Source organism: Chryseobacterium vaccae (assembly GCF_009602705.1).
Classification (GTDB): Bacteria; Bacteroidota; Bacteroidia; order Flavobacteriales; family Weeksellaceae; genus Chryseobacterium; species Chryseobacterium vaccae.
The window spans coordinates 1,576,532-1,600,497 of the sequence record NZ_VSWH01000001.1; the positions used below are offsets into that span (position 1 = coordinate 1,576,532).

Annotated in this window: 20 protein-coding genes and 1 pseudogene; 12 read left to right on the forward strand and 9 right to left on the reverse strand. The window is 36.7% G+C overall.

Features of this window, described 5'->3' with window-relative positions; all coding sequences use genetic code 11:
- Positions 1–331: 331 nt before the first annotated feature.
- Positions 332–1,720 carry an MFS transporter gene (locus FW768_RS07130; RefSeq protein WP_153394086.1) on the reverse strand — a complete coding sequence of 463 codons (1,389 nt, stop codon included), beginning with the start codon at positions 1,718–1,720 and terminating at the stop codon, positions 332–334.
- Positions 1,721–1,862: 142 nt separating this feature from the next.
- On the opposite strand from FW768_RS07130, the gene FW768_RS07135 reads away from it, so the two are divergent.
- A complete protein-coding gene (locus FW768_RS07135; RefSeq protein ID WP_153394087.1) occupies positions 1,863–2,333 on the forward strand; it encodes an Lrp/AsnC family transcriptional regulator in 471 nt (156 codons plus the stop codon).
- Between the two features lie 258 nt (positions 2,334–2,591).
- Here FW768_RS07135 and FW768_RS07140 read toward each other — a convergent pair whose 3' ends face one another.
- Positions 2,592–3,569 (reverse strand): hypothetical protein, encoded by a 978-nt coding sequence (locus tag FW768_RS07140; RefSeq protein ID WP_153394089.1) that lies wholly within the window; start codon positions 3,567–3,569, stop codon positions 2,592–2,594.
- Between the two features lie 109 nt (positions 3,570–3,678).
- On the opposite strand from FW768_RS07140, the pseudogene FW768_RS07145 reads away from it, so the two are divergent.
- A pseudogene (locus FW768_RS07145) lies at positions 3,679–3,818 on the forward strand (LuxR C-terminal-related transcriptional regulator); the annotation flags it as partial.
- Between the two features lie 72 nt (positions 3,819–3,890).
- Here FW768_RS07145 and FW768_RS07150 read toward each other — a convergent pair.
- The 7 genes from FW768_RS07150 to FW768_RS07180 form a co-directional block, all read right to left on the reverse strand.
- Positions 3,891–5,480, reverse strand: a complete 1,590-nt coding sequence (locus FW768_RS07150) for a hypothetical protein (RefSeq protein WP_153394091.1) — start codon at positions 5,478–5,480, stop codon at positions 3,891–3,893.
- Positions 5,480–6,418 carry a hypothetical protein gene (locus FW768_RS07155; protein ID WP_153394093.1) on the reverse strand — a complete coding sequence of 313 codons (939 nt, stop codon included), beginning with the start codon at positions 6,416–6,418 and terminating at the stop codon, positions 5,480–5,482. Before FW768_RS07155 ends, FW768_RS07150 begins: the two co-directional genes overlap by 1 nt.
- 3 nt (positions 6,419–6,421) lie before the next feature.
- Positions 6,422–7,447, reverse strand: a complete 1,026-nt coding sequence (locus FW768_RS07160; RefSeq protein ID WP_153394095.1) for a hypothetical protein — start codon at positions 7,445–7,447, stop codon at positions 6,422–6,424.
- A gap of 128 nt (positions 7,448–7,575) precedes the next feature.
- Positions 7,576–9,966 carry a DUF262 domain-containing protein gene (locus tag FW768_RS07165; protein WP_153394097.1) on the reverse strand — a complete coding sequence of 797 codons (2,391 nt, stop codon included), beginning with the start codon at positions 9,964–9,966 and terminating at the stop codon, positions 7,576–7,578.
- A gap of 3 nt (positions 9,967–9,969) precedes the next feature.
- Positions 9,970–11,868 (reverse strand): DUF262 domain-containing protein, encoded by a 1,899-nt coding sequence (locus FW768_RS07170; RefSeq protein ID WP_153394099.1) that lies wholly within the window; start codon positions 11,866–11,868, stop codon positions 9,970–9,972.
- Positions 11,869–11,996: 128 nt separating this feature from the next.
- Positions 11,997–12,719 (reverse strand): siderophore-interacting protein, encoded by a 723-nt coding sequence (locus FW768_RS07175; protein WP_153394101.1) that lies wholly within the window; start codon positions 12,717–12,719, stop codon positions 11,997–11,999.
- An 88-nt stretch (positions 12,720–12,807) separates the two neighbouring features.
- A complete protein-coding gene (locus FW768_RS07180) occupies positions 12,808–13,683 on the reverse strand; it encodes a helix-turn-helix domain-containing protein (protein ID WP_153394103.1) in 876 nt (291 codons plus the stop codon).
- Between the two features lie 1,051 nt (positions 13,684–14,734).
- Here FW768_RS07180 and FW768_RS07185 point away from each other — a divergent pair.
- The 10 genes from FW768_RS07185 (at position 14,735) to FW768_RS07230 (ending at position 23,893) form a co-directional block, all read left to right on the forward strand.
- Positions 14,735–15,871 (forward strand): AAA family ATPase, encoded by a 1,137-nt coding sequence (locus FW768_RS07185; protein ID WP_153394105.1) that lies wholly within the window; start codon positions 14,735–14,737, stop codon positions 15,869–15,871.
- On the forward strand, positions 15,861–16,820 hold the full coding sequence (locus FW768_RS07190; protein WP_153394106.1) for a hypothetical protein: 960 nt from the start codon (positions 15,861–15,863) through the stop codon (positions 16,818–16,820). The genes FW768_RS07185 and FW768_RS07190 overlap by 11 nt, the downstream gene beginning before the upstream one ends.
- A gap of 30 nt (positions 16,821–16,850) precedes the next feature.
- A complete protein-coding gene (locus FW768_RS07195) occupies positions 16,851–18,152 on the forward strand; it encodes a radical SAM protein (protein ID WP_153394108.1) in 1,302 nt (433 codons plus the stop codon).
- Between the two features lie 22 nt (positions 18,153–18,174).
- Positions 18,175–18,375 (forward strand): hypothetical protein, encoded by a 201-nt coding sequence (locus FW768_RS07200; protein ID WP_153394110.1) that lies wholly within the window; start codon positions 18,175–18,177, stop codon positions 18,373–18,375.
- 15 nt (positions 18,376–18,390) lie between these two features.
- Positions 18,391–18,591, forward strand: coding sequence for a hypothetical protein (locus tag FW768_RS07205; protein ID WP_153394110.1), 201 nt, complete (start codon positions 18,391–18,393; stop codon positions 18,589–18,591).
- Between the two features lie 88 nt (positions 18,592–18,679).
- Positions 18,680–19,627, forward strand: coding sequence for a hypothetical protein (locus FW768_RS07210; protein ID WP_153394112.1), 948 nt, complete (start codon positions 18,680–18,682; stop codon positions 19,625–19,627).
- A 60-nt stretch (positions 19,628–19,687) separates the two neighbouring features.
- Positions 19,688–20,200 carry a GNAT family N-acetyltransferase gene (locus FW768_RS07215; RefSeq protein WP_153394114.1) on the forward strand — a complete coding sequence of 171 codons (513 nt, stop codon included), beginning with the start codon at positions 19,688–19,690 and terminating at the stop codon, positions 20,198–20,200.
- Between the two features lie 177 nt (positions 20,201–20,377).
- Entirely contained in the window at positions 20,378–21,628 is a 1,251-nt protein-coding gene (locus FW768_RS07220) for an MFS transporter (protein WP_153394116.1), read from the forward strand.
- Between the two features lie 94 nt (positions 21,629–21,722).
- A complete protein-coding gene (locus tag FW768_RS07225) occupies positions 21,723–22,319 on the forward strand; it encodes a helix-turn-helix domain-containing protein (RefSeq protein WP_153394118.1) in 597 nt (198 codons plus the stop codon).
- A gap of 89 nt (positions 22,320–22,408) precedes the next feature.
- Entirely contained in the window at positions 22,409–23,893 is a 1,485-nt protein-coding gene (locus tag FW768_RS07230; protein ID WP_153394120.1) for a serine hydrolase, read from the forward strand.
- The last annotated feature ends 73 nt before the right edge of the window (positions 23,894–23,966 follow it).

Below are 23,966 nucleotides of genomic sequence, written 5' to 3' on the forward strand. Positions count from 1 at the left end.
TTTTTTAAATACCTTAAAAACGTATAAATTATTAATCAAGAAAATTACCATTTCCGTGATTATTTTCTATCTTTTCTAACCAAAATCAATTCATATGACTATATAATCAATAAAGTTTTTTTCCAGGATCCTTGAGTTTAAATCTTCTCTAAAGTTTGATTCTTTGTATAGGGTTCTATATCCGAGACGATTGATTGAACCGTCAGTATTCATATCGATTTTTTAATTTCTTTAAAGAAAATACGGTAAAAGAAAAATTGGATATGGTTCAAAAAAAGAACCGATACTCAAGCACCGGTTCTTTTATTATATAGTTTGTGTGTTTTTAAGATTATGAAACTGCAACGGCAGTCTGCCTTACTTTTAAGCTTCTGAATATAAAGTACAACAACATTCCCAATGCCAAAACTGCATAACCAATCAGAATCATCAGGCTCAGATCTCCTACTGCATATTTTGATGGAAAGATCTGGCTCATCAGAGTCATGAATGAAAGTCCGATTCCTGCGCCCAGGAAGTAGCTTGTAGAACTTAAACTTGAAGCTACCCCGTAATGAGAAGGTTCAACATCCTGAATTCCCATCACCGAAAGGGCGGTAAAGCAGAAGGTCATTCCTATTCCGGAAATACAGGCGGCTCCCAATAATACTACAGCCAGAGGATGTCCAATATAGACAGACAACAATAAAGATAAAGCTCCAAACAGCATAAAACTCCATCCGAAAACTCCCATTTGGGAAGAGCTCAGTCTTTTGGATACATGAGGCAGTACAAATTTTGCTGCCAGTGCTGACATAATGCTGAATGGAACCAGCATTAACCCCGCAGATGCTGCACTATGTCCCATATCTTTCTGAAGCATCAGGGAAATAAGGAATAAAAATCCGATAAAAAAGGCCCCTAAAGTAAAGAATACTGCATTGGAGACAACAAGCGATCTATGTCTGAACAGTTTCAGATCGATCAGCGGCTGGGAGACAGATTTCAGTCTTCTATAAACTGTTATCAAAAGCAGAACTGACAACACCAGTGAACCCACAATCAGCAAAGGCTGTTCCTGAATGTGAATCAATTCATGAGTTCCGTAGGTAAGGCTTAACAGTCCCAGTACAAGCAGGATTCCTGAAACAAGATCCGTTTTCTGTGTCGTTTCATTTTTCTCATCTAATGGCAGATAACGATAGGCAAAGATCAAAGTGATCAGAAGAATAGGAACATTAATCAGGAAAACCCAATGCCAGCTCATGTAGGTACTGATGATTCCACCAACGGAAAGCCCGCTTCCGGAACCAATGGCGGCAAATGAACTGAAAATACCAATTGCCCGGTTACGTTCCTGTTCTCCTCTGAAGGTGTTGGTTACAATAGATAAAGCAGAAGGCATGACCAATGCCGCTCCCAATCCCTGCAGGGCACGGAATACCGCTAATGCTTCAAAGCTCTGAGAAAGCCCCGCTCCTAATGAAGTCAGCATAAAGATGAGTGCTCCGATCAGAAATATTTTCCGACGCCCTATCTGGTCTGAAAGCTTACCTCCAATGATCAGAAATCCACCGAAAAATAATACATATAGCGTCTGCAGCCATTGTACTGTGGCCGCTCCGATGCCGAACTGCTCCTGGATAGAAGGAATGGTTAAATTAATAATAGCAATATCCAAAGCTTCTACAAAAGTCCCCACCGATGCAATAATTAATATTAAATTCTTCCTTGTATCCATATATTCAAATTTCCTGCAAAATTAAAATTAACAGAACGTATATAAAAATTATATAGTAAATTTGGAACAATATAACGTATATATAAAAATAAAAAGAACAATTGTACTTTAACAATCAACTATTCACTTAAAAACAGAACAAATGACTACAGACTCATACACTCCTGACGAAAAAGATCTTTTTATTCTTCGTCTGCTGCAAAAAGATGCTAAAATGAGCGTGCGTGATATCTCTGCAAGAATCAACCTGAGTCCTACTCCAACTCATGAGCGGATTAAACGAATGGAAAAAACAGGGATTATTAAAGAATACACCGCTGTTCTTGACCGAAAAAAAGTAAATAAAGGCATGATGGTGATCTGCATGATTGCTTTGAATGTTCATAACAAAAAAACCGCAGGAAAGTTTATTGAGGAAGTCGGAAAACTGAAAGAAGTGGTTGAGTTTTATAATATCAGCGGTGATTTTGATTTCATGCTGAAGATCCTGGCTCCCAATATGGATGAGTTCCACGAATTTTTCATCAACAAGCTTTCAGAGATTGAAGGCATCGGGCAAACCAAGAGTATTTTTGTTATGAACAGCATTAAAGAAAGTGTACAGATTATCTAGAAACGGTACACAATATTGAATAAGGCAATGATATACTTTAATGTACAAGACTCTATTCTTAAACAAAGTATTAAATTTTATTACTTATAGGTGGTAAACTGAATGATGAATCGGAGAGTAATCTTTAAGAATTTTTACTATTGGTACATTAAAGTACATGATTACCTAAATATATTAACCTTGCGTTGTGTATTACTGCTATAACAGAACCATTTCTCCTGGTATGTATTATGTATTTTTAGAAATAGGTTTTGGCAATTAATTTAAGCGTTGCGCCGTAAAGTAAAAATAATAGTTAGCAGCATCTCTCGTTGCATGCCAAGTACAATTGTACCATTGTCCATCAGGAAAGGTTAACATTACATTAATATATTCGGCTCCATCATTCTCAGTAGTCAGTAAATCATCATCTCCGTCAATATAATTACTATAATAATTTCCTAAAACATTATTGTTTACACCATAAATATTTGCATTGTTTGTGGATAGAGCAGAAATGTTATATGTAATAGTTCCAGCAGTAGTATTGAAAAATCTAGGAGATACATCTACTCCATTATAATTTACTCTCATAAAATCCATCCTTAGCCCATTAATTATAATAAACTTTGCCTTTTCAATTGCACTGGAAAGTTCATAAGCCGACTGTCTATTCGTTGTAGCAGTTTGATTTACAGCTTTCCCTGTCATTATATTTCTTATTCCCCCATTAGTCGTAAATGATGTTGCTGGAACAACTGCCCTAAACGATTTAATGGCGCCTACCACAAAAGTAGTGTCATTAGTAACACTGGTTTGTTGAAAAACATCCCATAAAGCATTTGAAACGTTATTATTTGAATTTTTAATCACCATTACCGACTCTCCTGATTTAAGAATAATACTATTCGGGCTTGAGGTTGGTCCATTTTGTAACATCTGTGTTCCATTTCCCTTAATAGTTACTTCAAAAGAAGAAGTATTTTTAATATGATATACTCTTCCATAAAAAGAGTCCTTCACTACATCTGCTACTATAGCATCGGGAAGAGTAACTGTAATAGCAGATGAAGCCCCAAATACATTTACAAATTGATCGGTAATAGTTAAGTTAGTACTAACAGCTATCGATTTGTAGCTTCCCGCATATGACCCATTTACAGTCAGGGTACTCTTCGGATACTGTGTATTAATCCCAACTTGAGAATATATGATAGAAGAAATAAGAATAATTCCTAATCTAATAATTTTTTTCATCTTGTTTCTATATTTATTTAATTAACAAAATTACTGAGTTTCAATATTCAAAAAAATGACATATATCTGTCATTTTTCATTAATTTTATTCATTAGACTTAAGAAAAATACCTCTGAAGTAGCATCCGCACTTTTCATTTCTTATCATACAGTAGAAAACCATAAGCGTAACCTGAGACAAAAACCAATACAAAGACATCCTCAGAATTGATTGTCCATACTATGACACATAGTCTGCTGCTTTTCTAAAGCAAGGGATCAATTAATAAATCAGGCAATATTTAAGAATTTTTATTATTGTACATTAAAATATATTAGCACCTAAAATTTACTATAATTGGGCACTTTCTTCAAAGTATCTACCCAAATCGTATCCGGTCCTTTGATGGAAAAACTGGCTGGATTGATATGATAAAGCTTTTCTTTATAATCCTTTTTCTGATGCCTGTAATAGTCTTTGATGGTAGAAGGATTAAGTTCATAGATCGCATTGACGAGACTGTCAATTTTTGTTCCGGACTTCACTTTTTTAGAAATGAGAATCCGGTCATTGTCATTCAGTTCAGAATTGGGCAGTGGATTCAGATTTTCTTCTGCTCTGACCATTGTATTATCTGGCTGAACAGTAGGTACCGTTTCAACATTCTCTGAATTTTCAGAAACGGAAGCCTCGGTATAAGGGATTTCTATCTTATGCCCTTTACTAAAAAAAAGAAAATAGGAAAGGTAAGATCCGGCTAAAAGAAACAGCAATACAAAAGTCATTATTTTATAGATCATGGATCTGGACTTTGAGTTTTCTTCTCTGCTTCGGCCGGTATTAAACTCTGCAAGACTGTTTCCGGAAAAAGAATTCGGTTTTAAAGTTCCCGGTCTTGCCGGACCAGAAGATGATACCGTATCAAGAGAAGGTATATTTTTATTCTGAATGACTACAGAACCCAGTGCTTTCTTATTTTCCTGATATTGTTTTCTGACTATCTCTGTCTTTCCTCCAGATTTTAAGTTATTCACCAGCTCATCTAACTTTTTTGAATACTGATCATATTCCTGACTGATCACCCGGACACTGTCTCTCGATGCCTGAATCTTTTTTTCGTTGTCCTGATGGCGCTGTACATTTCGTTCAATCTGTTGACTGGCTTCGTTGATAACTTTCTGTTTTTCATCTTTCAGACTTTCTTTTTCAGTTTCCAGTTCACGGATCATATTCTGAACTGATCTTTCTTTTTCTTTCTGAAGGAGCTGAATTTCATTTTCAAAGCCGTCTGCGTTCACTATTTTAAAAATCCCTTTCTGTTGTACAAATTCAGCGATCTCACTGCTTTGGGTAAAGTAGATGGCATCATACATATTGAGCAGCTGGACTGCTTTTGTCAGCTTTTCTTTCAATTCTGCCGGATCTGTGATACAGTATACCACCAGATAAGTTTCACTGAATCTGGTAAAATCCACCTCATCAATATCCTGCAGATGAAATCCTAATTTATCAAAGTCTTTAGGCTTCTGTACAGTAAACTGATCAGAATGACCAACTGAAATGACTTCTTCCGTCACATTATTTTTTTCCAGATTTTCATGAAACTCATTCAGGATTTCGATTACGAGGCCTTCTGAGGCCGATTTACCGGAAAACAACAAACCTGATCCGATAAAAGTTCCGCCTCGGTTTGAATTCTGCTCTTTAGCAAATGTATACAGACAATAAGAAATGAAGCTTGAACCTCCGGCATAGTCTTTCCGTAAAGCATAAATACGGCTGTCAGGAAATAGCTTAATCGCATTTGTTTTCAGATCAAATGTCCGGATTTCTTTCGCTATTGCCGCATTCCCTCCTAACACAAAAGACTGCCTGAATCCATTCGGGTTTCCAAAAGTACCGAATGCTATGAAAAAATAACTCCCATCCATCAGTTTGTAAAACTAAATTTTATACGCTCCCAAAATGTCCCTTCATAATCCAGATCATATCCGGTAATGCTTCTGTACAGCCATTTGGAGAGAACACCCGCTGTAGACAGATTAAGCAGGCTGATCCTTTCCCGCCCTGTGGTATTCTGAACGCTTCCTACCGTATAATAGGTTTTGCTCAGTCCATAGGTATCAATTCTCTGTGATGTCATCGGCAGACGTTCTATAATAAAATCATCAAGTTCTCCGGCATTTTCCACGTCCATTCTTCCAGACTTATCCCACTTGGAAATAACAAGAATGGCATTGACCGATTTCAGGTTTTTCCCTTTCCTTTCCAGCTCATCCAGAAACTCGTTAATCAGGGCATCATCTTTATGAGCCGACTCATAGCTTGTTACGATGATAAACGTGAGTGGAATATTGGCATTCAGAAATGATTCTATGCTGCTGTGATAGCTCCCTCCTCTTCTGATATCTTTATGGTTTTCACCGGATGTTTCCAGAAAAGTAAGATTAATGGGAACTACTTTCTTTGATTTATTGTTAGGTTCAAAAACAAGATCCAGCCGTGTAACCTGATCTTTTGTTGTTCTTTCCGGTAAAATACCTTGTCTGATGTTTTCAAAAAAGTCAGACAGTAACACATTGGCTTCCTTTGTATTGGGTGTTCCCAATTTAGGGCGTACTACTCCGGCGTGGGCTCTGAAATAATACAACATGGTGGATAGGATCACAGATTTTCCCGACTCTGCCGTTCCGAAGAAGAAAACAAAGTTGCTGTCCTTATTTTTAATATCATCCGAAATGGTTCTGGCAATAGGAATAAAGTCTTCCTGAATGTCATTATTATTTTCAAATGAAAGGGGTTTTAAAGGCTGGCTTATGTCATTGTCAAAAGACAACGGTTTCAGATTATTATTGTTGTTATTTTCCATGGTTTAGCTGTTAGGAATTAAAGTATTACCGCTTCTTTTATTTCTGAAGACACTTCCGCCGCTGTTTCTTCCGTTGTCAGGACTTGTTACCAGCAAAATGATAATGACAATTACAAAATCAAGTAAAATACATCCTGCCAGTACAACAAACTGGTACATTCCGAAATTCTTCACGGCGTGTTCAAAAGCAAATCCTATCTTTCCGACTTCCTGAGTTTGTGAAACTGCCGGTTCAAAATGCATTTTTTCTGCTCCCAAAACGTTCTGGGCACGGCTTCCGAGCTTGTTATATTCTGCCAGTGACTCATCAATCAATCCTTGCGACAGAAGGTCTTTATCTTTTTTGGACAACAGTAAGAGTTCCTGTATATTTTTGCTCCATTTCGAGGCTGCATTGTTGATGTCTGTTTTTAAAGTTCTTTCTTCGGGAGACAAATCTGAGATGATATTATCAATCTGCCGTCCCATTCTTTCTGCCAGATCTGCGTAATCATTTCCTACGGGTGTCAGAAGATCAACTTTTTGCCCGGTAAGCTTTTCTATGTCGTTGATGAGAGCCTGAGCTCGGGTTCCGATACCTTTGTTACCCGGATCTTTGATCTGTTCCATCAGCTGTTTTTTCTTGATCTCGATATTCTGTGTGGTTGCCTTGTTGTATTTGTAGCTTAACCTTGATTCTACGTCACTTTCCAAAGCGGTATAGAGTTTATTAATTTCCCGCAGTTCATTGGTGTAAATATCTGTTTTCATAAACCGGGTGTAGAGCGCGTTAAAGTTGGCAATAAAGCAGAATGATGCTATAAAAATATAGATCCCGACCAGACTTCCGGTAGGTTTTCCTTCGAGTTTGGCGTTTCTGAGCATCCAGCACAGAAAAAGAAGCAGCAGAGACAAAACGAGAGCAATAATAAACGAGGCGGGGCCAAAGATCTGCTGTAATCCAAGCCAGGTCTGATAAAAGCTTACGCTGATGAGAAGCAGTGCAAGAATCCCCAGAAAGAGATCCGCAGGTGTGGTTTTTTTATTCATAATTATTGAGTTGTTGTTTTCAGATTTTTACAAAGTTTTATAATGCCCGAAACTACAAACAAGCTCAAAAAAAAAATTACGGCTTCCCGTAATTTAGTGTATTTATTCTCCGAATACAGAATCCTGTTTTATGGCTCAACCATAGCCAGACTAATTTTTTTAATATAATCTATAACTTCATCAAAGCTCTGAAAACGCCCAGTTTCATTACCCGTCTCTTCATCTTCAGCAATAAAAACATCTTCATAAGGAACCAGCTTCAAACTTTCATTACCGACAAGGATTGACGGACTGTTTTCCCAGCCTTTGGTACGACGGGATAGGACAGCATCATTATCATGGAAATAGGTAAACTTCATATATTCACAGAGCAGATCGTTAAAATAGCCACCTGTAGTGCTTGCATTTAATTGGTAACCATATTTTTCATTAGCCAGCCTTATAAAACCATAATCTCCATATTTAAATAATTTCTTACAATAGATATACAGCTGATGATATTTTAAGTCTGACAGCTTTTGACTTATATAAGTTGTTTCCGGATTTTGTCTGATATACCGATCTATTATCAGTTGCAAAGAGTTCTTTATATCCGAATCATCATAGAGCGGATCATCAACTAAAGAGATCAGTATTTGATTTTTTTTGCTATCTGTAAGGAACCCCAGCCAGTTTTCTCTTCTGGATCTATATGTTTCACCATCATTTTTGAAAAATGATCTTTTACCTCTGCCCTTACTTCCGAAATAGTTCCCAAAGGTTAATAAAGCTCTTTGCAGCAGATAATCTTTATTATTCAAAATATCGTTTTCAAATAACGGTTCTATTTTTTTGCTATATGTTCTAAACAGATCTTTATCATTATTGGACATTTTCAGCAGGAATCCGATTTTTCCTTTAAAATAAGGATGTGCTTCTGCTTTACGGATTAATGCATTCCATGAATCTTCAGAGGTCTTATCAGATTCTGAATTGATTAATTCTGATTTTAAAATCTCCTCTTCTATCTGATCTTTAGTGAAAACAGATATGAATGTATTCGCATTGACATCTGAAAGCCATTGATGAGTGTTCCTATTATGTTCCTTAATATATCTATTTATTTTTTTTATATCTCTCAGAGCATTTTTATAAAGTTGGGGACTATCAAAAGTTTGATTGTTATATAAATTAGATAACACCCTGTAATATTCATTAAAATGGTCTTTATCAAAAGCCGAATCAGAATTGGCTTCTATGAAAGCTATAATACTATAATTTTTAATCAAATCAGTCCATGCTATTTTCGATGTATTATTAAACAGGAATCTGAAAAACCCGGAAACTTCTCCTCCATAATCTTCCATTTCGAAAATATTTTCTGAACAGTAATTTAAAACATCAAAATAACATCCAAGTTTATCTTTGAAATCATTCTGATAAATCATTTCAAAATCGAAATCTGCCGTATTATTCATAATATCCTCAATAACCTCTCTATTTTTACCTTCTTTAAAAGCAGAATTAACCAAATCGGTTTTTAACACCAGGTCGGTTACGTATACAATTTTAAAGAAATTAAAGTAGGCCATGTCTATTTCAAAAACCGTTTCCTTCTTGTAAGTCCAGAACAGATCATTCCATTCAACATCAAACTTCAGGGAATCTTTTTCCCACCTTTCTTCACTGACCCATTTTTCATGTTCAATCTTTCCAAACAGCCAGGCTTTAAAGTTTTCAAATTCACTAAGCTCTTTTCCGCGGGCATTCATTTTCACGTACAAATCATCAGACAGACTGAAGTTTTTAAGATTAAGAAAATCAAAATGCAGAATTTCCTGGCCTGTAAGGTTGTTCCAGATCAGTTGATAATCCGGCAGCTCAGTCTTCTTTTTAAAGTAACGGTGTATTTCTTCCAGCACATTCAGCATAGATTTTACAGTAGGATCATCCAGCCATGTATTAGAAAATGTTTCATGATTAACGATCTCTTCTTTCAGTGAATCTTCAAAGAGAAATTTAACATCTTTGCTGCAAAGCATTTCTATAAAAAGTTCTGTGCTTTTTCTGGTTTTATACCTAAATCTTTTCAGCAGCCCCAGCTGATCTCTGTTCCCCAACTTTGAAAGAACAAACCAATGGATCAGAAACAAAGCCGTAAGTCTCTGCTGCCCATCTAATGGAATCAGAAATACACTTTGTCCGTTATCATTGCTTTTGGTAGTAACACCAGTTTCCGGAACAATAAGATCAATACTGTCCGCATAATCCCGGATACTTTTTAGAAGCGATGTAATAGCCGATGTGTTTTTCCGGATCTCCTCCTCATTCTTTTCCCCATAAATTTTCCCATAGACGAAATCAAGTCTTAACGGACTGCTGTTCTCCAATGCGGACAACAGTGCTGTGATAAATTTCCTTCTGATCACCGGAATTCTGCCACTATCTCTCCCTTGTGCATAATCTCTCTGTATGGCAGGAATTTCGATTCCTATACCGGTTACTATTTCCCAAAATGTACTATATTGATGATCAAGCATGATTTAAGAATTAATTGTTGGTAAAAAGTATTCTAATCTTTCTGCAATAGAACTTTTATATTTTTCGCCGTCTTCTCCCGACCACTGTTCCAGCTTAAGATTTTCTGAAAAGGTTTTATTAAAGGCATTAAGAGTTTCTACAGGAATGAATACAGGTTTATCATCATCATTCCTTCCCTCTCTGTCAAATTCCAATATCTTGTTTCTTTTTGTTTTAAACAGATGATTGCTTAATGAACTGTTGGTATTCCGGTCAAGAAGTACCAGATTTGATATCAGGTGTGTTTTATCTTCAAAGGACTCTATAAGCTTATCTACCTGATCCTGCAGTTCTTTATCTTTTTTAAGTTCTTCAAAGCTGTTTTTGTTTTCCAGCTCATCTAGAATCGTTTTTTCAGCATCAGAAATTTCCGTATTTTCTTTTCTGTATTCCAGCTGATCTTTAATCCAGAATCTATACTGTTCAAAATCTTCAAGGTTTTTGGGTTTCTGCGGAACAATATGTTCTATGCTCCATTTCTCATTGACATACAGCTCAAACGGAAATTTATTCGCTGACATTTTATCTACATAATAGAGAACATTATACAAAAGAAGTACGTTTTGGGTTTGTTTGTAAAAATCATCATAATGAAGATTTTCTACAGCATAAGCCAGAATATCACGATCGTCTTTTCTGAATGTTTTTCCAAATTTCTCTTTGACTCTGTCTTTAAGGTTCTCCTGGAAAACCTTTTTGGTTTTTCCTTTGCTTAAATCCAGAATATCCTGAAGACTGCTTAAGCCCGTCACCGTTAAATAACCTATATAATGAAAGAAAAATGAATCATTATACCAATCTACCAGTTTATTGAAGAGCTGTATAATTTCATCCCATTTTGCCTGGAATGCTCCTTCCCTGTCATCTTTTAGCTCATCGAAAAACTTTTCATATTTGCGGTAAGCTAAAGTATCATCATTACGGGAATTTTGTTTCAGTTTTAAATCAAACAGATAATCAATTCGGGTTCCTTTGTTATATCTCTCTGAATCAGGCTGTATAAAGTACCAGAATGTATCATCCTGAAGCTTTTTTTCTACCTGATCCCACTCCAGAGCAAAACGATTGATCTTATATTCGGCAACGGCTTTGCTTTCTTTATTTGAAATATCCAGAATAAACAGCGCTTTAATCAATTCGGAAGTTGTTAAAGATATTTTTCCTTTATTGTTGTTCAGAAAAACGTCAATAACTCCATGATCACTTACAGCATCATCTAAAGAATACCATATTACATGAACATGATGAAGCAGTTTTTCGATAAAACATTTCTGTTTATCACTTTCCAGGCACTGTTCAAACCAGTTTTTTATATAATATCCAACGATAAAAAAATGATAAATGTCTACATTATCAAAATGTCTGTTTGCCGTTACAAAATCTTTCCAGCTGTTATTGGCTTCAGCTACATATTTTTTATAATTCTTATCTTCTAATAGATCCTCATTGATTTGTGAAGGGATATAACTGAACATTTCAGTAAGCTTCTTAGAAAGAAACTCTCCGCTTTTTTCCCGGATTTTATAATGAATAGAATACCGGATGATGTCTTCATACGCACCAAGAGAACGGAGATAATGCAGTAAAATATAAATTGTTGTCATCCTCTGCTGCCCGTCAATCACTTCATTTTCGAGAGACAGACTATTTCCTTCATATTCCTGTTTATCGATTCCCAGCGGCTTCAGAATTACAGGTTGTATACAGTAGATTCCTTTTGTATCATCATATTCATTAATATCATTTAACAGTTCAAGAATCTCTTTCTTACCCCATTTATATCCCCGCTGGTATTTTTCTATGATAAAACTTTTGTTGTTTAATCCGCGAACAGGCATCAAAAGCAGTGTATTATCTTTCATGCAGTATGTTTTCAGGTTTGTTTTTATTTTTACAATAAGCTTCCACAGTGCTTATTTGCTAAACTACCGCAAGTATACTCAAAATCTTTAATTCCTGATTACGGGAAAACGTATTTTCTGAAGAAATTTCACAATCCTTTCTTTCCCTCGATCCAGTAAGCCTGTGACCGGATGCATTTATGAGCAACTCCTTTTGCTTTCAGGAATTTTCGGACCAGGGACATGGTGTTTCCGTTTCCGGTGAGATAAAATATAACCTCATCATTATGAATGGTTTCTTTTTCATCTCTCAGAAAGTCATTTAGGGCTTCTATAATTTCCAATGGGGAATTTTTGGGAGTGTGGTATCCGAAAAGTCCGAATATTTCCAAAGCGGCAGGATCTTCAAGTTCGTGAAGACAGACAAAAGAACCACCTGTTTCTTCAGCCGTTTGTTTAATAGAAAGAGAACTTCCCAACGAGGTTTCATCACCAATGGAAAAATGGATTTTAGCATCGGGCTCAAAAAAGCGTTTTCCTCTGGGCATAAGGATTTTTATGGAATCTCCGGAAGATAAACCGTTGATAAAACGGCTTCCTACAGCATCGGTATCATGAAGATGAAATACCACATCAAAAGTTCCTTCTGTTTTGTTAAAGTTCAGTAGTGAGTAATTCCGGAAGTCCCTTTCATTCACCCGGATTCCGATGGCATAGGCAGGTTCAAAATCAACATTAATCAGATCGGTGCTGAAACGAAGTCTGCGAAGGTTCTCTGAAACAGACTCTATATGGGTAACCGTGCATTCTTTAAATTTTGAGGACCAGACATTTTCTACAGTGTCATTGATCCATTTTGGCAAACTTGGCATCTTTATTTTTTACTGCAAAGGAAGCCTTAAAATGAAAATATACCGATAGCTGTTTCGTGGTAATGATTGGACAAAACGTGGTTTATTTCTACTTTTGACTGGTATCACGGAATTCTGAAGGTGGTTTTCCTTCTAATTTAGAAAAAAGCCTTGTAAAATAAGCATGATCGCTGTATCCAAGTTCATAGGCAATCTCTTTTACAGTAAGGCGGGTAAAAAACAGAGTTCTTTTTGCTTCGATCAAAATTTCCTGATGAATCCAGTATTGTGCTGATTTTCCTGTTATTTCCCGGATCACCTCTGTGAGATAACTTCGTGAAATATTAAGAAGGCCTGCATAATCAGATGGACTTTTCATAGTTTTAAAATTCTTCCTTACCAAAATTCTGAACGCTCTGGTCAGCTGTAGAGAACGGCTTTCGTTTGATATTTCCGGACCAATATTCTGGATATAAATAAACGCAAACATTTCTGTAAAAGCATTCAACAGGGATCTTATCACCAGATTTACCTGTTGAGCAGAGAACATTTCGTCTGTACAACACTTATTCAGCAACTCTGCTGAACGGTCCAGCAGATCCATCCATTTTTCCTCAACGGGTAATGGTTCTATTTCAGTCAAAGTTTCTTCAAATACCGCCCTTACAGTGTCTGGAACCAGGTCTACCTTCACGGCTGCAAACCATCCGGAAACCTCCTTCATCAGAAGCCCCTGATGTACCTGGCCAGGCAGTACACAAAACATGGAAGCCCCTTCTGCCTCCACTCTGTTAAAATCTACCATCATTCTTACATGGCCGCTTTTCATAAAGGTGAAAATATAATGGCTGTCACGATGGACACCTTTATCCACAAGGATTTCTTCGGAATGTTTGGCCCGGTTATCCATTCTTTCGATAATGAAACCCCGCTGTGAGATATCGTCAAGATCATAGGTAGGAATAGATTGTTTCGCTTTGGTCATGATATAAATTCATTAAAAGAAAGAAAGTTAATAATCCTGAAGTGTAGTGCTCTATTTTTTTAAGATCACCCGCTGACTGTATTCAACTTCCTGAGGCTTTTCCGCAAACAAAGATAAGATTCCGGAAAATAAAAAGAATCTTTTTTTCAATACTTTTTTAATGCATTTTCAGGTATTTTTTCATTAATTCTACTTTCAAATATTTTTTTTGGTGCAAAAAACAGCTTACACAAAGGGTTTCAGGAAATATGAAAAATAATCATATAATTCTACATGTTGTGATAAATATTTTGTATATTGCATAAACAAACCAACGTTAAAAATATTTTTTTATGAAAAAGGCAAATAATTTTACTGCTGCAGACATGGTCTCCGGCAAAAGTATTTCAGGATTTGTATAGAGGCTAAAACCTGCTTCCGAATCAAAGAAGTTCAACAAAAAATATACTCTTCTTCTTTGATCATCATGCAGAACTTTCGCTAAAAAACAAAATAATCTGAAACCACCGGTCTGTTTACTTTACAGACACGCCTAGGCACTCTCAGGCAGAGAAAAACTTTAATTCTTTGGGAATCCGTAGTTTCCAATTAAGATTTGCAGGTCACTCTTCAAATCCGGATTTTACCGGAATACAGCTTTGTATTCAACTGGAAAAATTAATCATCAATATCCCTTTTATAGTAAAATAAAATCGAAAAAGACTAGCCATACATAGGTCGAGGTTATATTATTATCTGTAATATACTCCTTATACCTTCCTGAAACCCTTAAAGGCTCTGCTGTGTAAGTTAAGGAGCTCAGCTACTCCTTAACTAAAAATCAGCCTGGACATATTATGTTTTGAAATTACTGAAACTTTTCAAGTTGGCAGCAGGTTTTTTCTATGCATTTTTTAAAATATTTCTGGGATTGATTTATAATTATAATGTAGATAACATAATTCACATTAACTCCCATTAATAAAGGGAATGGAGCCAAAACAGCATTAAGATAACTGTCAGCATTATATAAAACTAATGAATAATTAACCATTAAAACCAGTATCATCCAATGGAAAATGTTACCCTTCACATTTCGGCAATAGATAAGTATGCTGTTAATTTTAATGAGCATGCAAAATCCAACCGCTATGACCCTGTTTTTTACAGAAATATTGAGATTAAGAAAATTATTGAAACATTATGCAGAAGGGTTAAAAACAATGTCATTCTGCTGGGACATCCCGGTGTAGGAAAAACGGCCATTGTGGAATGCATTGCCCAGATGATTGTTCGGAATGAGGTTCCTGACGGGCTTCAAAATAAAAAAGTGTATGGAATCAAAATGTCTACAATGCTGGCCGGAACAAGTTACAGAGGCGAGTTTGAAGAAAGGGCGGAAGAGCTCCTGAAAGAAATATGCCGCAGTGAAGTGATCCTGTTTATTGATGAACTGCATACGATTATGAAAGCCGGAGCCTCTGAAGGGTCGGTAGATTTTGTAAACCTGCTCAAACCTTATATTGCCAGGGGTGATATCCAGCTGATTGGGGCAACTACTTTTATGGAGTATGACAGTTCTATCTTTCTTGACAAAGCATTGGACAGACGGTTTCACAAGGTAACCATCGAAGAACCGGAAGACTATGTTACTTACCTCATCATCAAAAAGCTGAAACACCGGTATGAGGAATTTTATAAAGTACTGATCAATGACGAGGCTGTTCTGGAAGCCGTAAAGCTTACTAAAAACATAAAGGACTCCTATTTTCCGGATAAGGCCATTGACCTTGTGGATCTGGCATGCTCAAGCCTGGTGATGAATAATGAATTTAAATATTCTGATGCTCTTATTGAACTGGAATATAAAGAAGATTTCCATGATAACTTAAATAATGATCCGCTGTTTAAAGATATTTTTAAGAATAAGCAGGATATCAATATCAGTCTGGTAAAGGAGACCAAAGAGAAGATTATTGAAACTTTTGAGATCAATAAAAAAAATTTCGCAGAACAAAAAAAGAAATTAAAACTACTGAACTCTTACATAAAAGAGGCCGGCTCTATGAAAAAACAGGGTTATAACTCTAAATCTGAAGAGATACTGGAAGTCATCATCCCCTCCATTATCAGCGATATTCAACATCATAAAGTGGAATTGACAAAGGAATTTATCAACTTATTTTATACCAATAGCTATGGAAGATAATATCACCTACAAACTGAAGCAGGTATGTGTGCAAAACCCTATTTTCGGACCAAGAAATCTGGGGCACTACTGGGGCTCTATGAAAGATTTTGTTAACAGCCAGAGTCAGCATGAATCATTTCTTGTTATTGATGATGTCATGGCCATACTCATGAATCCCAAGGAAGCCGGAGCCATTAAAAACAGAACTTATTTCGTACTGCAGGATTTCATCAACTGTGGATATGATTTTGAAAAAAACCGTATTGTTCTGACAAGTTCCTTTATGCCTGAAATTATGGAACTGGTTATTTTTTACTCCGATTTTATAGATTTCAAGTTTTGCCATTATCTGTATGAGAATTCATTTTTAGGAGGACTCAAATCTTATCAGAGAGATGAACTTGGCCTTAATCTGTATCCTTCCGTTTTTGAACTCCTCTACCCTCAGCTGAGCATACCAGCGATTTCATTTGCTCTGGAAACCGAATTATTTATGGGAGGAGAAGAAATCATAGGCTACACTTATATTATGAATATCATTAAAAATAATATCAAAAAAGTATACAACGATTATAATTATCCTCCTTTATACGAACCTGCAAGAAATGGCTATGTATTGGGCCTGGATGGTGAGTATATGTTTCAGCACAACAGTATTTTTTTATCGGAGGATGAAGATTCTCTGGTCGAAAAAATTGACAAAATTGACAATAAAAAGGTTATTGAGGACTGGCTGACCTCTGCAGGCCATCAGAATGTTTTTGAATTTTATTCTGCCGATCAGGATTTTACTTATCTCAAAAATCTGCTTAAAGACATATTGGTTAATGAATTGAGGCCTTTCAGGGAAAACCAGCTGGAAATAGATGATCTTGATAAAATTATTACCAGCAATTATGAATCTGTAAAAGATCAGTTTTCCGGCCATATCAGGACCATGAAAAGAGAAATTTATAACATTCTCTGAAAAAATTTAACTACTAAAAAACAAAATAATATGGAAAGATTCATCTTAAACCCGCAATTAAAAGTACGGAAAGAAGGTTTCGGCTGCATTGTTCTCATTAATAAAAGAAAATCGGTCCGGTTTTTCAACAGACTTGGTTATCAGATCATTCTGGCTTTGAAAACCCCTAAAAGTATTCCTGAGATCTATGAGAAGATATCAGAAGATTTTGATATTTCCAATGTTCTTCCTGAAGAGATTGAAAGCTTTGTCAGCCTCCTGAAAAGAGTTGATATCTGCCTGAAATTCGAAAATCAGATTTTTAAGGAAGAGCCTGTTTTCTATTTCGAAGATGTTCCGGACGAGCACTTTTCGGATGAATATTTTTACGCTCCTCTGGGTGTAGAGATTGAAAGCACCAATAAATGTGCAAGAGAATGTTCTTACTGCTCTTATTTCAGCAATCCACGTGTTGATATTTCTCTGGAACTATCTGTGGAAGAATGGCTTCCGGTGATTAAAAACATCTCTGATTCCGGGGTTTATTATGTCCGTTTTACCGGTGGAGACCCTTTTACCAGAAGAAATGATCTGCTGGAAATGGTATCATATGCGGATCAGCTTGGTCTGATGGTATCGATAGGTTCTGACCTGACTTTAACTACGGAAAATGATATTATCCATTTAAGTAAGCTGAAGAATTTTGTTTTCCTGCAGACCACACTCGACGGTTCAACACGGGAACTCTGTGAGCAGTACCGCGGTAAAGGAAATTTTCAGAAGGTTATGAAGGGTATGGATCTGCTTCACAGGCATCACGTCCCGTTTATTGTAGGAACCGTACTCACGAAACATAATAAAGATGATATCTACAATATAGGAAAGCTTATCGCCCCTTACAAGCCGATTGGATACAGCTTCGCTCCTCTTTATATAGCGGGAAGAGCACTTAATTTAGAGAAAGATATGCCCAACAATCAAGAGTTGTATGAAGCTAATCTTCAGCTCAAACAGCTCGTAGATGAAAAAATCATTAAGCCTGCTGACTCTGCGTGGCAGGAAATTGTGAATGACGTAAGTGAAGATACTTTCAGAAATCTGATCAATGACCAGCCTTTACTGACGAGAACAGGGGAACGGCTAATGAGAATTACGCCCCAGGGCCAGTGTTATGTTTCTGTAAAACTTAAAAGAGTGGATGTTGAAAACGACCATGAATGGAATGCCGGAAGCATCATTGGAAATGATCTTATCCAGGTCTGGCAGAAATCTGATAAAATGAATGAATGGCGAAATCTGACAACCAGCGACAATTATTTCGGAAAAACAGCAAATATTAAGGAATTGCTATAATTAACTATCAAAATTTATTAAAATGAAAACCTTAAAAGAAAACACCAAAGAGATCAAAGGAAAAGTAAAATCCCTTGATAGTAAAGCCACTCCGGTTTTTGAGAATGTAAAGCCTATGCTGAGTACTCCTCTGGAGATCACTAGAGACAAGCTTAGAATGATGAATATGGTAGATGAAAATATCATCATTCACGACAGTGATATCAAACAGGATTGTGAATAATTAAATGACAAAACAATGAAAACCCTGAAAGAAAACACCAAAGAGATCAAAGGGAAAGTAAAATCCCTTGATAGTAAAGCCACTCCGGTTTTTGAGAATGTAAAGCCTATGCTGAGCACTCCCTTGGAAATAACGAGAGACAAACTCAGAATGATGAATATGGTAGATGAAAATATCATCATTCATGACAGTGATATCAAACAGGACTGCGAATAAGTCTTATTAAAAAAGTAATTCCTTAATAGAATATAGGGACCAATTTATTGGTCTCTATATTTACCAAATCATAAAAAAATTAATAAAAATGGAAAGAAAAAATTTAATCAGTGCACACAACCCGGTAACCGGACCCAGACATTTAGGACATTATTTCGGAGCGATGAAATCCCTGGCAGAATCTCAATATGAGTACAATACATTTGTAGTCCTTGATGATCTTCTGGCCTATTTTATGTACCCGAAAGAAAGAGAATACATCCAGAACAGGACTTTATTTGTCGTACAGGATTTCATCAATTCAGGTTTCGATGTAGAAAACAATAATATTCTTCTGACATCGGATATTGCTCATTTATTCCTTGAACATATGCTGTACTACAGCACCGTTATTGATGTAGAATACTGTAATCACCTGTATCAGAACTCATTCCTGGGATCTTTGAAGTCATATCAGAGAAAAGAACTTGGCCTGAGCAATTATCCGTCTGTTACCGAATGGCTATACCCCCAGATAGGCATTGCAGCGATGGCATTAAGCCTTAATGCAGATTACTTCCAGGGAGGAGAAGAGATTATCGGCTATATTTATATTATGGAAGAGATAGCAGAAAACCTGAAAAGACGGAATGGCATTTCCATTGGTGTTCCCCAATATCTTCCGTCAAAGATCGGATACATCAATGGAATTGACGGTAAATACATGATCCAGAAAAACTGTGTTTTCCTGAGTGAAGATATGGAGGATCTGGAAGCAAAGATCATGTCTATACAGGATAAAAAAGTACTGCAGGAATGGTATAACTCGCTGCACAGAGAAGATCTCTCCCAAGCTCTGGAACAGAATGTACTCAGCCTTGAGGAAAAAATGAAGTTTTTCAGTATTTTATCCGAAGAACTGCGTCCTTTCAGAGAAAACAGACTTACCAACGAATATTTGCTGAGCGTACTCGATAAAGGGAAAGAATCAGTAGAAGATATTTTGAAGTCCTCACTGGAGCCGCTTAAAAATTCACTCAACATCTACAGCATCTGAGTGTAACCGCATGTTTTTCTTACCCGTCAGCATGATCAGACTTTTAAAAATTAATGTACAATGGAAAATAGAATCATTTTAAGGAAACTGTCCGTGAACGATGCAGCCACATTAAGCAGGTTAGCTGATAATAAAAATATATGGGACAATATGAGGGATATATTCCCCCATCCTTATACTCTTAAAGATGCTTTTCAATTTATTGATATGGTATCTTCGGAAGACCCTCAGCTGACATTTGCGATAGAATACGATAGCCATTTTGCAGGAATGATAAGTCTTATTAAACAGCCTGACGTGTACAGAAAAAGTGCAGAACTCGGATTCTGGATCGGGGAAGAATACTGGGGGAAGAAAATAGTGAGCATAGCAACAAAAAAACTGATTGACTATGCGGTAAACAACCTGGATCTGAACCGGATTTTTGCCAGAGTTTTCGAATATAATACAGCTTCTATGAAAGTACTGAAAAACAATGGCTTTATTGAAGAAGGAATCTCTATTGATGCTGTTTATAAAAATAATCAGTTCTATGATCTTCATCATTTCTATTTGCTGATCAGGAACGTTTAATCTGTAATAACTCCGGAACCCGAAAAATCTTTTGCTCCTCTATTGGTCATTACTGGCCCATCCATATCAGAGAGACAGGGCTGATGATATTTTTCATGGTTCCGGAGATTATTCAATTGAAATACTGTAATGTTTTCTGGAAAAATCTTTCAAGAACTATTCTGAACTTAAAATGACATGAGCAATATCATCACTTTTTTTTCAGACGCTTATAAAGGATTAGCAAAGGAATCCTGGATGCTGTCCATTATTATGCTGATCTACCGTTCAGGATCTATGGTTCTGCCCTTTCTTGGAGTCTACTTAACGGAGGAGCTGAGCCTTTCCCTACAAGAAACGGGGGCCATATTAAGTTTTTATGGCCTGGGGGCTATTCTGGGGGCTTATCTGGGCGGAAGACTGACCGACAGAACCGGATACTTCAGGGTTCAGGTCTTCAGTCTTTTTATCTGTATCCCAGGACTTTTACTGATTCCTCAAATAAAAAACATCTATTTTCTGTCGTTGATCTTTTTTTTACAGAGTACCATCAGTGAGACTTTTCTTCCGGCCAATGCAGTTGCCATTACCAAATATTCTTCAGCAGAAAACAGGGCCCGTGCCTTTTCACTCAACCGGCTGGCTCTCAATCTGGGTTTTTTTATCGGTCCTTCTTTAGGAGGTATTCTCTCTTCTGTTTCTTATAGTCTGATATTTTATGTCAATGCTGCCGCAGCATGTATAGCAGGAAGCATAATGTATCTGTACTTCAGAAATAAAGACCATCATATATCTGCGGACAAAATGATTACCTCTCAGCATTTTCGCTCTCCTTACCGAGATACGGCATTCCTTATTTTCATTTCTTTTTGTGTTATCTATGCCCTGTGCCTTATGCAGCTGTTCAGTACACTGCCTCTGTTTTATCAACATACCGGGCTTTCCAAAATAGAGATCGGAATGATATTCGGCTATTGCGGTATTTTGCTTTTCATTGTTGAAATGCCTCTGGTCAATTGGGCGGCTAAAACCTTCAGTACCATTCAAACAGTGGTATTGGGTTTACTCTCACTCTGTATCGGTTATCTGATACTGGCTTTTTATTCACACCCATATCTCATTATTCTGTCAGTTACTTTTATCTCCTTTTCCAATGTATTGGTAATCCCATTTTTATCAGCGATCACGTCTATCCGGGCAGAAGGCAAAAATATAGGGGCCTATATGGGCTTATTCGGAGGAATATTTTCGATAGCATTATTCCTTTCTCCACTTTTAGGATCGTTTATTGCCGAAAATTATGGTTTCAGCAGGTTATGGCTCACCATTTCTTTACTAATAATAATCGCTTTATCAGGAATATATTACATCTACACCCAAAAACTTTCCGAAGAAAAAAACTCGACATCGGAAAATGAAAAAAATAAATCGCCGGAAGAATATAAATAACACGTATTCCGATGCGAGTTTGTATCCAGATCTGAAAAAATGTAATTTAGCGGTCAGAAATTAATTAAAAATATATTTCAGAATAACCACTGTTATGTCTAAATTAAAAGCTGTAAGGGAACAGAAAAATCTGACGCAGGAAGAACTGTCGGAAAAATCTAAAATTTCGGTAAGAACCATTCAACGGATCGAATCCGGAACTGAACCCAAAGGACATACATTGAGAGCGCTGGCCCAGGCATTGGAAATACCGGAAAGTTCATTACAGGAAACAATGATTGCTCCTGAAACTGATACTTCAAAACAAGAGACAGAAGTAAAACCGGAGACAGAAATTCAAACCATGGAAGAAGAACCCGGGATCAATTATTCAAAGATCAAACTCATCAATCTTTCATCTCTGTTGTTTGTAGTCCTTCCTCCCCTGAACATCCTTGCTCCTCTCCTTCTGATGTTTGCACTCAAGCAGCGAAACACTTTGGCAAGACAGATTATTTCCGTCCAGATGATATGGACAGCCATGGCTCCCATTGTATTTATGCTGGGTATCTTTTTAAAACTCGGAAGACAGTTTACATTGATTCTTATGATCCTGATTGTACTGTCTAATATATTTATCATCCTCCGAAACGCAGCTTCCATAGACAGGAATAAAAAACTTTATTTCAAACTGAATTTCAACATGATATAAATCCCGACAGGACTTTGGCGGGTTTTTGTCAGGTTCATTTTTAGGATAAAAACAACGGAAATCCTAATCTTTGTCAAAATTTTTCAATCATGACAAAGTATACTCAGATACTGTTCTGTTTTATTATTATTTTCCTGAATACTGCCAAAGCGCAGGCTGACAAAACAAGCACCATTTATAAAACCATCCTATCCCGAGACAGCCTCCTTTTTTCAGTTGGCTTCAACACCTGTGATTTTAAGCAGATGGAAAACCTGCTAAGTGACCAGCTTGAATTTTATCACGACAAAGACGGTATTTCTGATAAGAAGAAGTTCATGACAGATTTCAGAAATGGTTTATGCAAATCTCCGGAAACTTATCGTGCCAAACGGGCTCTTATCAGCAACAGCACTCAAATTTATCCGATGTACAAAAACGGAGAACTTTATGCTGTCATTCAGAATGGAGCTCATCAGTTTTATGAAAGTATCAACCATCAGCCTGAACAATTAGTGGGTTCTGCCCAATTTACTAATTTCTGGTTTTTGGAAAACGGAAACTGGAGACTGAGGAAATCTCTGAGCTTCGATCATCAGGCAAAGCAGGCTTCTGAAGATGCTTCTTCTGAAAATGATCAGGACATTGAAGACTTGTTGAAAAAATTTAATATTCCTACCCTTGGATTAGGGATCATTGAAGGAAGTGAACTCAAACAGATCAAAGTCTTTGGTGAAATAAAAAAAGATGTTTCAGCACCCTATAATACCTATTTTAACGTAGCCTCTCTTACCAAGCCTGTAACGGCAATGGTTGCCTTACGTCTGATCAGTCTTGGAAAATGGAAACTGGATGAACCTCTTGCATCCTACTGGACAGATCCGGATATCGCCCATGATCCCCGACATAAAAAACTAACAACCAGACTAATTCTGAGCCACCAGACCGGTTTTCCTAACTGGAGATGGATGAATCCAGATAAAAAACTAAGCTTCCAGTTCGATCCCGGAACAAAATACCAATATTCCGGAGAAGGCTTTGAATACCTGAAAAAAGCTCTGGAAAGTAAGTTCAGAAAAACACTTGATCAATTAGCCAAAGAACTGATCTTTGAGCCTCTCAAAATGGGTGATACCAATTATGTATGGGATAAAAATACAGATGAATCAAGATTTGCCATCGGATATAACAAAGAAAGCCTGCCCTATCCGGTTGAAAAAATAAAAACAGCCAATGCTGCCGACGATCTGCATACCACCATAGAAGATTATGGAAATTTTATAGTAAGTGTAATGAAAGGCAGCCTTCTGAAGCGGGATATCTTTCAGGAAATGATCAAAAGACAGGTTAAAACCAAGGAGAATAAGTATTTTGGATTAGGTTTTGAAATCTATGATCTCGGCAATGGTGAATATGCTCTGGCCCATGGAGGTGCGGATCTTGGCACCCGATGTATTGCGATTGTTCTTCCAAAATCGGGAAAAGGAATTCTGATATTTACCAATACGGATGACGGGTATAAAGTATATGAAAAGCTGGCAATCCATTATCTGGGTGAACAGGGAAAGAAAATTGCAGAGATAGAAAATAAATAATCAACACCATCTTGAAATCAACATAAGCAACTGCAAAACCTGTTAATCACAACTCTAGAAACCTGCTGAAAAC

Excerpts from the sequence above, each read along its gene's own strand:
- FW768_RS07130 (WP_153394086.1), bottom strand. The coding sequence starts at position 1,720 with ATGGATACAAGGAAGAATTTAATATTAATTATTGCATCGGTGGGGACT.
- FW768_RS07135 (WP_153394087.1), top strand. The coding sequence starts at position 1,863 with ATGACTACAGACTCATACACTCCTGACGAAAAAGATCTTTTTATTCTT.
- FW768_RS07140 (WP_153394089.1), bottom strand. The coding sequence starts at position 3,569 with ATGAAAAAAATTATTAGATTAGGAATTATTCTTATTTCTTCTATCATA.
- FW768_RS07150 (WP_153394091.1), bottom strand. The coding sequence starts at position 5,480 with ATGGATGGGAGTTATTTTTTCATAGCATTCGGTACTTTTGGAAACCCG.
- FW768_RS07155 (WP_153394093.1), bottom strand. The coding sequence starts at position 6,418 with ATGGAAAATAACAACAATAATAATCTGAAACCGTTGTCTTTTGACAAT.
- FW768_RS07160 (WP_153394095.1), bottom strand. The coding sequence starts at position 7,447 with ATGAATAAAAAAACCACACCTGCGGATCTCTTTCTGGGGATTCTTGCA.
- FW768_RS07165 (WP_153394097.1), bottom strand. The coding sequence starts at position 9,966 with ATGCTTGATCATCAATATAGTACATTTTGGGAAATAGTAACCGGTATA.
- FW768_RS07170 (WP_153394099.1), bottom strand. The coding sequence starts at position 11,868 with ATGAAAGATAATACACTGCTTTTGATGCCTGTTCGCGGATTAAACAAC.
- FW768_RS07175 (WP_153394101.1), bottom strand. The coding sequence starts at position 12,719 with ATGCCAAGTTTGCCAAAATGGATCAATGACACTGTAGAAAATGTCTGG.
- FW768_RS07180 (WP_153394103.1), bottom strand. The coding sequence starts at position 13,683 with ATGACCAAAGCGAAACAATCTATTCCTACCTATGATCTTGACGATATC.
- FW768_RS07185 (WP_153394105.1), top strand. The coding sequence starts at position 14,735 with ATGGAAAATGTTACCCTTCACATTTCGGCAATAGATAAGTATGCTGTT.
- FW768_RS07190 (WP_153394106.1), top strand. The coding sequence starts at position 15,861 with ATGGAAGATAATATCACCTACAAACTGAAGCAGGTATGTGTGCAAAAC.
- FW768_RS07195 (WP_153394108.1), top strand. The coding sequence starts at position 16,851 with ATGGAAAGATTCATCTTAAACCCGCAATTAAAAGTACGGAAAGAAGGT.
- FW768_RS07200 (WP_153394110.1), top strand. The coding sequence starts at position 18,175 with ATGAAAACCTTAAAAGAAAACACCAAAGAGATCAAAGGAAAAGTAAAA.
- FW768_RS07205 (WP_153394110.1), top strand. The coding sequence starts at position 18,391 with ATGAAAACCCTGAAAGAAAACACCAAAGAGATCAAAGGGAAAGTAAAA.
- FW768_RS07210 (WP_153394112.1), top strand. The coding sequence starts at position 18,680 with ATGGAAAGAAAAAATTTAATCAGTGCACACAACCCGGTAACCGGACCC.
- FW768_RS07215 (WP_153394114.1), top strand. The coding sequence starts at position 19,688 with ATGGAAAATAGAATCATTTTAAGGAAACTGTCCGTGAACGATGCAGCC.
- FW768_RS07220 (WP_153394116.1), top strand. The coding sequence starts at position 20,378 with ATGAGCAATATCATCACTTTTTTTTCAGACGCTTATAAAGGATTAGCA.
- FW768_RS07225 (WP_153394118.1), top strand. The coding sequence starts at position 21,723 with ATGTCTAAATTAAAAGCTGTAAGGGAACAGAAAAATCTGACGCAGGAA.
- FW768_RS07230 (WP_153394120.1), top strand. The coding sequence starts at position 22,409 with ATGACAAAGTATACTCAGATACTGTTCTGTTTTATTATTATTTTCCTG.